The following is a 12,305-nucleotide window of genomic DNA, read 5'->3' on the forward strand; positions in this document are numbered from 1 at the left end:
GCTTTCCTTCACAAATCAATCATACCGTCTTTTTCTCCATTTGTGCATGACTATCCTGTGAACTATTTCACACCAATGAGAGCGTTTTCAACGAATCCATCCGTTCTGACGCAAGGATTCTCTTTTTTGTCCCACTCCTGTGACAACTGTCACAGCAAATCATGAATCTGCTTGTCTGACCAATCGTTCATCGTGTACGCTAGAAATAGTTCCATCATTCATTTGTCTTAAAGGAGGAAGTATCATGTCAGTCGTTAATCAAATGCTTGCGTTTAATCAACAGTTCGTCGAAGAGAAACAATACGAACCATTCATCTCGGATAAGTTCCCGGATAAGAAGGTTGTGATTCTGACCTGTATGGATGCACGTTTGACGGAGCTCCTTCCCCACGCGCTTGGTCTGAAAAACGGTGATGCCAAAATCATCAAGAATGCCGGGGCCGTCCTGTCCCATCCATTCGGATCCGTCATGCGGTCAATTCTCGTCGCTCTCTACGCCCTCGGCGCGGAAGAAGTCATTGTCATCGGACATCATGACTGCGGCATGAGTACGATCGATCCGGCGAAGATGATTGCGGAGATGCAAGACCGTGGCATCAACGAACTAGTCCTGCACACACTCGATGCTTCCGGCGTCGACTTGAAGCAATGGTTACGCGGCTTCACATCCGTCGAAGAAAACGTCGGTCACTCGGTTGGATTGATCAAAAACCACCCGTTGTTGCCACCAGGTACGGAAGTGCACGGACTCGTCATCGATCCGGGAACAGGAAAACTTGATCAAGTCGATTGCTGAATCGCTCTTTAATGTAGAAGAAAGGTATGACCTGCCTCGATTTGACGCCGGTCATACCTTTTTGTGTTTTTTTCTTGACAGTCAAAAGAACGGTCTGTATGATACTTTAGTATAGTACAGTGATACCAAAAGAAAGTGTGGTTTTAAAATGTTTAATGCAGTCATTATTGCCGTTGTTTTATTATTTGCTTTAGCGATCTTCCGCGTCCATATCGTACTCGCGATGGTCCTGAGTGCCATCGTCGGTGGAGTGGTCGGCGGACTCAGTTTAACGAAGACGATCGAGACGTTTGCCGGCGGGCTCGGCGCTGGAGCCGAAATCGCCCTCAGCTATGCCTTGCTTGGTGCATTCGCCGTCGCCTTGTCGAAAACCGGTTTGCCGGATGCATTGGCTCATGCCTTAATCACCCGTTCGAAGCGAACGGCTGACGCCGCATCGGTCAAAAAATTAAAAGGGTTCATCACCTTCGCGATTTTGTTACTGGCGATCAGTTCACAAAACGTCTTGCCGATCCACATCGCCTTCATCCCGATCATCATTCCACCGTTACTCGGCTTGTTTAATGAAATGAAGATTGACCGTCGTTTGATGGCAATCGTCATGACATTTGGTCTCGTCACACCGTACATGTTCTTGCCGGTCGGATTCGGGGATATCTTCTTGAATCAGATTTTGTTAAAGAACATCGAAGATAACGGAATGAATATCGCCGGTGCTTCCGTCATCCAAGCGATGGCGATTCCTGCACTCGGAATGCTCGTTGGTCTGTTGATCGGTCTTTATAACTACCGTAAGCCGCGGGAGTACGAAATGCGCAACATCGCACCGGACGATTACGAAATTCCGGTCATCACGAAAACGAAGTTGTTCCTCAGCGGACTCGTCGTTCTCGCGACACTGGCTGTCCAACTGACGACCGAATCAATGATCATTGCGGCAACGACAGGACTTGTCTTGTTCCTCGTCCTTCGCCTTGTCCGCTTCAGTGAAGCAGACGATGTCATCACACGCGGTATGCGGATGATGTCATTTATCGGTTTCGTCATGATTTCAGCAAACGGATTCTCCAATGTCCTGCGCGAGACGGGTGACATCAACCCGCTCGTCGAGAATTCCAAATCGTTAATGGGGGATTCGCAACTCGTTGCCGCCTTCGTCATGCTGTTGATTGGTCTCCTCGTCACGATGGGGATCGGCTCAAGCTTCTCGACGGTTCCGGTCATCGCTGCCATCTTCGTGCCACTCTGCATGCAGTACGGATTCAGCTTGGAAGCGACGATCGCCATCATCGGAACAGCCGGTGCGCTCGGAGATGCCGGAAGCCCGGCTTCCGACTCAACGCTTGGTCCGACAAGCGGATTGAATGCGGATGGTCAACACGATCACATGCGTGAAACGGTCATCCCGACGTTCCTGCACTACAACATTCCACTGTTAATTTTCGGAACGATTGCTGCCGTCGTCTTGTAAGCGATCAAAAAAACGATCAAGAACCAACGTCTCGACGGGCGTTGGTTCTTTTTTTAGCGCGAGGTCGTTTGTCTCAAATCATTGTGGGACGCTTGTTCACGTGTATTCAAAGATGCGACTGGCATATTTGTTTAATCCGTTTGATGAATTGTTCTTCCATTTTCCGACTTTCTTCTCTAATATAAAAGAATGAAGTGCAGTTGAAGGAGTGTTCCATGTGTTATCTCAAGTTGTCAATAACGTTTTATTGTATCTCGCTGATTTAGGTTATTTCGGAATCGCGCTAGGGTTGATGATTGAAATCATTCCGAGTGAAATCGTTTTGTCCTATGGCGGATTTATGATTTCCCAAGGAACAATCAATTGGCCGCTCGCTATTGTTGCTGCCGTCATTGGTGGTCTATTCTCACAATTATTTTTATACTGGTTCGCCCGTTACGGAGGTCGACCATTAATTTTGAAATATGGAAAGTACGTTTTGATTACGGAACACCATCTCGATCTCGCAGAACGCTGGTTTTTGAAATATGGACAAGGTGTCATTTTTGGTGCCCGTTTCATTCCAGTCGTCCGTCATGCCATTTCAATTCCGGCTGGTCTTGCGAAAATGGATCAAACGAAATTTTCACTCTATACCATTCTCGCTATCATTCCGTGGTCAATCCTTTTCCTATACCTCGGAGAAACGCTTGGCACGAATTGGCGTTCCATCAAAGAGGTCGCCGCCCCATATACGAACGGTGTATTAATTGCTGCTGTCGTCATGATTATTTTGTATGTCGTCCTAAAAAAACGTCAACGCACCACTTAATTCAAGCTTTGCAGTCTGCCCACCGCGGCAGACTCTTTTTAAAAAGGAGCGACTTATCTTGGATACTTCCAACACATTAAAAATTCACCTAGATCGCGTTACCGCATCTCAAGTTACCGGAAAACACGTTGCCACCGGATTGACGATTTCAGGACAAATCATGATGATTGAAGAAATTTACGATATAAAACGCCATCGAAATGTTCTGCATGTTCATCGCCTGCACGACCAATGGCGGACAACAACAATCGTCGCTCAAGCCGAAACGGACTTCAGTTATGTCGACTCATTTTCCGACGGACGGATTTTGCTCGTCGCTTCCCGTTGTGATGACGACATCGACGGCTCTTGGTTACCAAACGCGTTCATTTACGATCAATCCGGTCTTCTCCTCGACAGTTATTGTCTTGATGACGGAATTCAAAACGTCCATATTGATGAAAAAAATCAGATTTGGGTCAGTTACTTTGATGAAGGTGTGTTTGCCGATCTGGCGACGAATTCAATTGGTTCCTTTGGACTTGCTGTATTTAATGAGTTTGGACAAGTGGTCTTTAAGAACAAAGAGTATCCGATCGATGATTGTTATGCGCTGAATGTCTGTGCGTCAGACGATGCCTGGTTCTTTTACCATCCGGATTACCGGATCGTTCACTTTTATAAAGGCAACAGCACAAGTTACCAAGTCCCACTGCGCCACTTCTCGGACTTCATCGTGCAAGGCGGATCTTTGATTTCAACAGACAATGAACATACGTATTTGTTACAGCAAGAAGGAGATACGTATGTCGAGAAAGCCCGCATCTTATTTGAATCGGAAAAAGGATCGTTGCTTCAAGGTACCATCAAAATGCGTCAGAACCGAATCGTCCTCTCTACCGATACCCGTCTTTATGCCGGAACGTTCTCGGATTTCATTCCAGAATAACCAATCGCCGAACCCCTTCATTTTGAAGCGGTTCTTTTTTCATTTCCTTTCATTTTCAGCAAAAAAAACAATGACATTTTCAGAAAAAGCTTTCTATTCTCTTTTTTAAGATAGTATACTCATGTTTATAGCATTTCGAACTTGTCTGACAAGTTCAGGATTTATTCATTTTTTGGTACATGGGGGTACTTATGGAATCGAACTTAAAGCGGGAACTGACAGCACGACAAGTACAAATGATTGCCTTAGGGGGAACCATCGGAGTGGGTCTATTTCTTGGATCGTCGAGTACGATTGCTTGGACCGGACCATCCGTCATTTTGGCCTACATGTTGGCAGGTGTCTTCATCTTTTTGATCATGCGGGCTTTAGGCGAGATGGTCTACACCCATCCACATACAGGATCGTATGCCAAGTTTGCCAATGATTACATTCATCCGGCAGCCGGCTTCATGACAGCGAGCAGCAATATCTTCAACTGGGTCATCGTCGGCATGAGTGAAGTCATTGCCGTCGGTGCCTACATGCGGTTTTGGTGGCCGGATTTACCGACTTGGATTCCGGGAGTCGTCGTCATCGTCATCTTGACACTAGCAAATCTTGCATCGGTCAAAATGTTCGGTGAACTCGAGTTTTGGTTTGCATCCGTCAAAGTCATTACGATTATTCTGATGATCATTGCCGGTCTCGGAATCATCCTGTTTGGTTTCGGGAACGACGGGACGCCTATCGGTTTCTCAAATCTTTGGTCGCACGGCGGCTTCTTCACGAACGGCTTCAGCGGCTTCTTCTTTGCCCTTTCGATCGTCTTTGCATCCTATATCGGTGTCGAGTTGATCGGCGTAACCGCCGGGGAGACAAAGGATCCGGAAACGAATATCACCCGCGCCATCAACGGTGTTATTTGGCGGATCTTAATTTTCTATGTCGGAGCGATTTTCATCATCGTCACCGTCTATCCGTGGGATCAGCTCGCGGATATCGGCAGTCCATTTGTTGCGACGTTCGCTAAAGTCGGAATTACAGCAGCTGCTGCTATCATCAACGTTGTCGTCATCACCGCGGCAATGTCCGGTTGTAACTCGGGAATTTTCAGCTCGAGCCGGATGATTTATACGCTCGCGGAAAAAGGACAGATGCCGTCTATTTTCTTAAAAGTCAACAAAAACGGGATTCCTCTATATACGGTCCTTGCCGTATCAGCCGGGATCTTCATCGGGGTCATCCTTGATATCGTTCTGCCGTTGTTACTCGGGAAAGACACGAATATCTTCGTCTATGTTTACAGTGCCTCGGTCTTGCCGGGAATGGTACCATGGTTCGCCATCTTGATCAGCCATATTCAGTACCGGAAGATGGAAGCGGACCGGATTACCGATCATCCGTTTAAGATGCCGGGAGCACCCTATACGAACTACATCACGGTTGTCGTACTCTTGACGGTTTTAGTCGGGATGTTGTTTAACGATGAGACACGTGTCTCGATTTTAATCGGAATCGTTTTCTTGATTCTCAGCGCTCTTTATTATGGATTCAAGGTTAAAAAGTCTTGATAATCGATTAAAAGCGATCCTCAGCACATAGACTTTCTTCTTTTCTCTTATTTTTAAGTAGTCGCTCGCTAAAAAACATCACGAATTAAATAAGACACGAATAGGGAGGCGGATTTTATGATCCGACCTCCCTCTTGTAGTATGCAGACTACATTTCAAACCGACTTCATGTTCAGCTGTTAAATAGAATTACTTTTGAGTCGAGGTTTGCACCTGCATAATCGCTTCATTTAAAAAATCGAAGACATGTGTCGTCTTGGCATTTGTCAAATCAATCTGATTTAGCCGCTCCGTCATTTTGCGCTGGATGTCTTTCGAGACATACGGTAACAATAAGGCATACACGGAACTGGATTCGTCATCAGATCGGGGAGCTGCGGTTGAGCGGTCATACCGTGCATACAGCTTCCCTTTTCCCATTTCTTGATAAACAAACGCATAAAATGCTTCATCTTGTTTCCCGGTCAATTCCTCTGAGACGATTGCAATCAAGGCTTGGTCAATCATATTGACTTCTTTTTTGTCGGCCATTTTGTATTGCTTGTCTTCCGGAAGATAGATTTCATGGAAAAAAGGACCGGACCGAGGAGCCGCTTGAAGGACTTCCTGCACCGGTTCGACCAAGTTCAGTCTTTTCAGTGCGGTCGCATCGAGATAATTGAGACGAAGTTCATTCGTTTGCATCTTCAGGTTCCAATCATAAAAATCGATGGGAATACCAGATACCTTCATGTGTTCTATGATTCCGTCGTCAATTCGTCGACTCAATTGTTGGTAGGTAGGTTCATCAAATCGTTTCGCTGCAGCAATTAGCGCATTACTGATCCGAAAATCATCCACGATGGCATTCGTCGCTGTTTTCGGTGTCAACTCCCATTTAATGAAGTCCACTTCCTCTGAAGTGACTAGAAACTGTTTGCGTAGAATGTCCACTTGTTCTGCAAATCGTTGGGCGTCTCCGATTTCAAGGAGATACATCATGTATTGACCCAAACTTTCCGACAGGCGTTGGGCATCGTTTCGATCATATGCCTGGATGAGACCGTCCTTCATATAAACGGTTTCGATTTGCTCAATAACAGGATCTTGCTGACGGGTCATAAACACAATCAGACCTCCTAATGCGATAAAAATCAAAATGCCGATCAAAAGTTTTTTTCTCATGATTGCTCAATCTTAACCCGCTTGGTTTTATCCCAAACGATGGTTTCCTTCCGAATTTTACTTTTAATGTAGGCAAACATACCACGGAACAGCAGAATGACGAACAGCTGGGCATAGGTGAAATACATGATCAGTCCAATTAAGACGTTCCTCGGAGTCGCTGTTTTTTCCAGCTCTTGCGCGGCTAATATTTGAATCGTATAAACAAGATACGTCATGAACCAGAACATGATCAACGGCGTCGTCGCCTCATCAAACGCATAACCAAATAACCCTAAAATCAAGACGATGTCAGAAATCAGCAGCAAAAAGATAAACAACAGATAGGTCATGATGTGTTGAAGCGAGTGAACGAGCGTCCGTCCCCGCCAGAAATCACGGGTCAGAAACGCTTTTTCCAACAAGTAGATATTCCCGAGCATCCATCGGGTCCGCTGTTTCATATACACCTTCATCGATTCCGGCTCCTGCTCCCATGTCTCCGCCGTATAGACGACCGGTAAGGTATAGCCGAGTGCCGTCACCCGCATCGTCAACTCCGCGTCTTCCGCTAATGCGTAAGGATCATATCCGCCTAGTTCTTCAATCACACTGCGCTTCAATAACATATTGGTTCCAGCCAGTGAACCTGTCTTAAAGGCCCGCCAGCGTCCGCTTTGCATGATGAGTTGGAACACTTGGAATTCAATCGCAATCATCCGCGTCAATGTATTCGTTTCAGCATTAATCGTTTTGACGACCCCTACCGCCCCACATGCGTTTTTCGTCGTGACCGCTTGTTCAACGAGCTTCGTCACCGCATCCGGTTTCGGTTGATTGTCGGCATCGTAGATCAAAAAATACTCCGAGTCTGTGATTGTTAACCCGTAATTCAAGACACGTGATTTGCCAATCGGTTCCCCTTTGGGCACTTTTATATAATGAATCCGACTAAACAATGTCGTAAATTCACGGGCAATCTGATTCGTCTCATCCTGCGATTGATCATCCAACAAAAAGACATCAAGTTGCCCCGGGTACTCGATTGCCATCATCGCCTCTAAAGTCTGTTGCATGACGACCCCTTCATTATGTGCCGGAATCAGAATGGCGACTGACGGATAATATTCAAGGCTCGGACGTTTTTGTTTAGAATAGCGATCGATGATTCCGGCAAGTGTCAAGAAATAATAATACAGTAACATCAGCCAAAAAATCGCCATGATTCCGTTTAAGATAAGGTTCATCGAACAGCCTCCTCATCATGATGTCGTATCGTGGCTTCGACTGACTGTTTAACCGGTAATACTTCGGCAGTAAATGGATACTGAATGGATGTGATTTGCGAGCGTAATTCACTTAAAAACCGTTCACATGCAATGTTCGCTCCTGCTGCATCTGTATTTTGAAGAAACACGATGAATTCGAATTTGTTTCGTTGTGACATGACGTCATAGTGTACACGGAACACACGAAGACCGGCAACGGTCAGTACTTGCATGATGCTTTTTTTGTTGAGCGCTGTCGGCTTTAATCGTAAATGAATCAAATAGTTGGTTTCATTACGGCGGTTTGCACCTGCCATCAAAAAGTCTGTACGATCTAAAAATTCACTGTAACTCAAGAGTTGAGGCGTCTCAGAATAACCTTCTAACGTCCGGACCCGTTCTTTCAAATAGTGATTTTCTTCAAAAATGATTCGAAGGTGACGCAGTAACAACCAATATAAGAAAATCAGTAATGAGGAGAGGAGATGTTGCTCGATATAAAGAAGTTGTGTTTCATTTGAGGATTCGGTGTACCAGGACAAAACAAGATAGAAAAACCCCAGTCCAAGCGTATAGGCAATCAGAAGTAAAAAGTTTTTTCGACCGTTTAAAAATGTCATCATCAGTAGTAATGGAAGGATTATGAAGACGGACAGGATCGGTGTCGAACGTTCCAGTAAGGAAAGTCCATAACCAGCCGTCCCGAAAAGTACCAGTAATAAGAATAAAGAGCCATTGTATCGCCTCATTCTACTCCCCCGTTCTTTTCCATTGATTTCTTCCATTTTATGATTCCCGTTTTTAAATGTCCAGTAACTGGTTTTTTTAAACTTTATTGACAAATCAGACTTACACTTTTCTATTTTTTCAATGCTCCTCTTGCATTAAGTGCCGCAAACACGACCATCGCAATACTGAGGATAGCAGCGACAAGCACCCCTTGCGTATAAACACTCCAGTCAATCGTCTCACGTAACAACACGGCCCGCATGCCTTCCATGATGTACGTCGTCGGATTAAGTGTCGCTGCAATTTTTAACCACTCCGCCTCGATCAACTCTTTCGGGACGAACGTCGTTGATAAAAAAATCAACGGGAAGAACAACAACGTTCCGGCTTGGGCCGCTTGGGCGTTCCGGGTTTTCAGGGCAACACCGACCGAATAACCGGCAAAGGCGAGACCAAAACCAAGTGCGAGAACAATCGTCAGGAAAAATCCGGCACTGCCGGCTGGAATCGACAGCCCGAGTAAAAAGCCCATGCCGAAGATCAACAACGTCTGGACAAACAGTTGCAACATCCCGGCAAGCATTGGTCCGAGGACGATGGCCGTCCGGGAAACCGGTGTCAGCAGCAACCGGGCGAAATAGCCGCTTTCGATATCTTTGACGAGCGCCTGCCCCGCTCCACCGGCTCCTCCGACCGCACCGGAAACAATTGAAACCGGCAAGATGAAGTTCAAGTAGTCGACGCCGCCGAACTGGGGTAGACTCGAGATGCCGGACAATCCGCTTGTATAGACGAGCAGGAAAAAGACGCTGATGATTAGATTCGGGATGAATGAGAATGGGTTCCGTAACGTCACGAGTAAACTGCGTTTGGTCAAAATCATCGTTTCACGCCACATGTCATTTGTCCTCCTTATATGCTTGACCCGTCAACTGGATGAAAACATCATCGAGTGACGGTTGTTTGACGACAAGCGACCGAGCTGTCAACTGATGTTCATCCAAATAACGGACAACTTGTTTGAGCGTTTCTGTTCCAGCAGACGGCAAAACAATCAAATCTTTCTCGATCCGACCGTCAAACGCCTGACTAAAAGCTTCCATCAATTGGTCCTCTTCGAGGATCACTTCAATCCGTTCTTTTCCGTTCAGTGCTTTCAGCTCTGCCGCTGTTCCTTCGGCAATCAATTTGCCGTCATTGATGATCGCGATCCGGTCAGCCAGCTGATCCGCTTCTTCCAAGTACTGTGTCGTCAAAAAAATCGTCGTCCCGTATTCTTCATTCAATCGTCGGACCTCTGTCCAAATCTGTAACCGGCTTGCCGGATCAAGACCCGTCGTTGGTTCATCCAAAAACAGCACGGTCGGTTGGTGAACAAGCGTCAGTGCCAAGTCAAGCCGCCGCTTCATCCCGCCGGAATACGTCCCGGACCGGCGTTTGCCGTCTGCAGCTAAACCAACAAGCTCCAATAATTCATGTGCTCGTTCGACCGCTTTCTCTTGGGAAAAACCGAACAACTTTCCTTGCAGTACGAGCAACTCCTGTCCGGTCAAATCATTATCGATGCCTGTTTCTTGCAGGGCGACCCCAATCTGAAGCCGGACGTTTTTTTGGTCGCGTTCGATATCGTATTGATTAATCGTCGCATGACCGGATGAGACGGCAATCAATGTCGTCAGCATTTGAACCGTCGTCGATTTCCCGGCTCCGTTCGGTCCCAAAAACGCAAAAATCTCGCCTTTTTTCACGTGAAACGAAATCTGATCAACTACTTTCTTCCCGTTGTACTCCTTCGTCAACTGCTCTACTTCAATCACGGTCATCCGTCCTTTCTGCGTTAAGGTCATCCTGTTTGTTGCTTCATTACCTTTACCCCCTTTTGCTCTCTTTGCACAACAACGGGCAAACCCAAGATGGATTTGCCCGTTGATTTTATCCGTCACACCGCGTCGTGTACGACCGAAGCGACACACCACTTCTCTTTTAATTGCTCAATCCGTTCTTTTCCTTCATAGGAGTTCATCCAAAGATTCATGACATCCAAGACTTCCGTTTGCCGATCTTGAATGAGATAACTTTTTTCGGCCGGAATCCATTTTTCCTTTATTTTCGGGGCACCTAATCGCACATCAAGCGATGCGTAATAGATCGCTTCGACGGTATCCGTAATCATGACATCCACTTCTCCTGTCGCGACGGCTGCCGGAATTGCTAAATTATCCGCATACATGACGATATGCGCCTGATCAAACGTCTGCCGGACAAACTGTTCATTTGTGCCGCCGGGATTCAAGCCGATTGTCACATCCGGACGATTGATCGCTGCAATCGACGTCAATAAATCAAGATCCGAAGCGCGGACAAGAGGTGTCTTTTGGAACGACAAATAGCTTTTCGTGAAGTCACCGACGATTTCCCGTTCGATATTCTTCGTGACGCCGCCTACGACCATATGAAATTTCCCGGCACGTAAGTCACGTGTCAGCGTCCCCCATGTCGTCGGGACGAATTCGACTTCTAGTCCGGCTTTCTCGGCAAACGAGCGGATGACGTCAATGTCGAACCCTTCATATTGATTCGTCTGACGGTTCAAGTACGTAAACGGTTTATAATCTCCGGTCGTCCCGACGACGATCTTTTTCGTCGTGAAGACGTTTTGTTTCCCGACACTGAACGAACCGGTCACATCTTTTAATCGTGTTGCTGCCAAAAGACCAGAAAGCAACAGACTTCCTCCAAGTGCTAATCCTCTTTTATTCACTCTGCTCGCTTCCTCTCTCTGTCTGACGCTTTTTTCTGTATAATACTCAAAACAGTATCATATTGTTTTATGTTATCCAAGAGTTTTTTGATTATTTCGTCAAAACGGGACGATGTTCGATTGCTGAGCCCTCTTGATTGCAGGAACCGCCTCTTTTCTTCCATACTGAAAAAGAATTCACAAGGAATGGGAGGAATGGAAGATGAGTAACGTATTTATTATTGGGGCGAACGGAAAAGTCGGTCGGCACGTAACGAAACAATTGAGCGGTTCGGTGCACGATGTGCGGGTTGGTTTACGTTCACCGGAACAGTTCGCAGATTTCGAAGCACTTGGGGCGACACCTGTCCTGCTTGATCTCGAACAGGATGTCTCGTCGATCACAGACGCCATCAAGAACAGTGATATCATCATCTTTACGGCAGGATCCGGTGGTCATACGGGTGCCGATAAGACCATTCTAATCGACTTGGATGGCGCAGCAAAATCGATTGCGGCCGCAGAACACATTCAAGCGAAACAATTCATCATGGTCAGCGCGTTAAATGCCGATTCGCCGGAAACTTGGTCGGACAGCATGAAACCGTATTATGTCGCGAAACACTATGCCGATCGCCTGCTTCGGGATAGTTCCCTCGCCTATACGATCTTGCGCCCGGGTGGCTTGACGGACGATGCAGGGATTGGTGCCGTGACGACAGATCCCGCATCAACGGACAAGACGACGATCGCCCGTGAAGATGTCGCGCGTGTCGCCATCGCTGCGATTGAACAGGAATCGGCGTATCACCAAACGATTCCCCTGCTTGAAGGAACGACACCGATTTCTGATATTTTTGTATAAT

Annotated in this window: 12 protein-coding genes; 6 read left to right on the forward strand and 6 right to left on the reverse strand. The window is 46.5% G+C overall.

The genetic code is table 11. The features are described from left to right. The first annotated feature begins 244 nt into the window (after window positions 1–244). From ACHA8N_RS07030 to ACHA8N_RS07050, 5 genes are all read left to right on the forward strand, one after another. On the forward strand, window positions 245–796 hold the full coding sequence (locus tag ACHA8N_RS07030) for a beta-class carbonic anhydrase (protein WP_393965249.1): 552 nt from the start codon (window positions 245–247) through the stop codon (window positions 794–796). 148 nt (window positions 797–944) lie between these two features. Beyond that, window positions 945–2,267, forward strand: a complete 1,323-nt coding sequence (locus tag ACHA8N_RS07035) for a Na+/H+ antiporter family protein (protein ID WP_147511377.1) — start codon at window positions 945–947, stop codon at window positions 2,265–2,267. Between the two features lie 217 nt (window positions 2,268–2,484). Further along, window positions 2,485–3,078 carry an undecaprenyl phosphate transporter UptA gene (gene uptA, locus ACHA8N_RS07040; RefSeq protein ID WP_147511378.1) on the forward strand — a complete coding sequence of 198 codons (594 nt, stop codon included), beginning with the start codon at window positions 2,485–2,487 and terminating at the stop codon, window positions 3,076–3,078. A 58-nt stretch (window positions 3,079–3,136) separates the two neighbouring features. Continuing rightward, window positions 3,137–4,006: a hypothetical protein gene (locus ACHA8N_RS07045; protein ID WP_393965250.1), complete on the forward strand. Its 870-nt coding sequence runs from the start codon at window positions 3,137–3,139 to the stop codon at window positions 4,004–4,006. 191 nt (window positions 4,007–4,197) lie between these two features. After that, window positions 4,198–5,559, forward strand: a complete 1,362-nt coding sequence (locus ACHA8N_RS07050; RefSeq protein WP_393965251.1) for an amino acid permease — start codon at window positions 4,198–4,200, stop codon at window positions 5,557–5,559. Window positions 5,560–5,748: 189 nt separating this feature from the next. Here ACHA8N_RS07050 and ACHA8N_RS07055 read toward each other — a convergent pair whose 3' ends face one another. The 6 genes from ACHA8N_RS07055 to ACHA8N_RS07080 form a co-directional block, all read right to left on the reverse strand. After that, window positions 5,749–6,723 (reverse strand): hypothetical protein, encoded by a 975-nt coding sequence (locus tag ACHA8N_RS07055; RefSeq protein ID WP_393965252.1) that lies wholly within the window; start codon window positions 6,721–6,723, stop codon window positions 5,749–5,751. After that, complete coding sequence (locus tag ACHA8N_RS07060) at window positions 6,720–7,949, reverse strand: glycosyltransferase family 2 protein (protein ID WP_393965253.1); 1,230 nt, start codon at window positions 7,947–7,949, stop codon at window positions 6,720–6,722. The genes ACHA8N_RS07055 and ACHA8N_RS07060 overlap by 4 nt, the downstream gene beginning before the upstream one ends. Further along, window positions 7,946–8,719 (reverse strand): hypothetical protein, encoded by a 774-nt coding sequence (locus ACHA8N_RS07065; protein ID WP_393965254.1) that lies wholly within the window; start codon window positions 8,717–8,719, stop codon window positions 7,946–7,948. The genes ACHA8N_RS07060 and ACHA8N_RS07065 overlap by 4 nt, the downstream gene beginning before the upstream one ends. A 110-nt stretch (window positions 8,720–8,829) precedes the next feature. Beyond that, a complete protein-coding gene (locus ACHA8N_RS07070) occupies window positions 8,830–9,597 on the reverse strand; it encodes an ABC transporter permease (protein ID WP_393965255.1) in 768 nt (255 codons plus the stop codon). A gap of 1 nt (window position 9,598) precedes the next feature. Next, window positions 9,599–10,546 (reverse strand): ATP-binding cassette domain-containing protein, encoded by a 948-nt coding sequence (locus ACHA8N_RS07075; RefSeq protein WP_393965256.1) that lies wholly within the window; start codon window positions 10,544–10,546, stop codon window positions 9,599–9,601. A gap of 92 nt (window positions 10,547–10,638) precedes the next feature. Beyond that, complete coding sequence (locus ACHA8N_RS07080; RefSeq protein ID WP_393965257.1) at window positions 10,639–11,460, reverse strand: transporter substrate-binding domain-containing protein; 822 nt, start codon at window positions 11,458–11,460, stop codon at window positions 10,639–10,641. 202 nt (window positions 11,461–11,662) lie between these two features. Between ACHA8N_RS07080 and ACHA8N_RS07085 the strand changes: the two genes are divergently transcribed. Further along, window positions 11,663–12,304: an SDR family oxidoreductase gene (locus ACHA8N_RS07085; protein ID WP_393965258.1), complete on the forward strand. Its 642-nt coding sequence runs from the start codon at window positions 11,663–11,665 to the stop codon at window positions 12,302–12,304. Window position 12,305: the final 1 nt, after the last annotated feature.

Source organism: Exiguobacterium sp. S22-S28, from assembly GCF_043359615.1.
Lineage (GTDB): Bacteria > Bacillota > Bacilli > Exiguobacteriales > Exiguobacteriaceae > Exiguobacterium_A.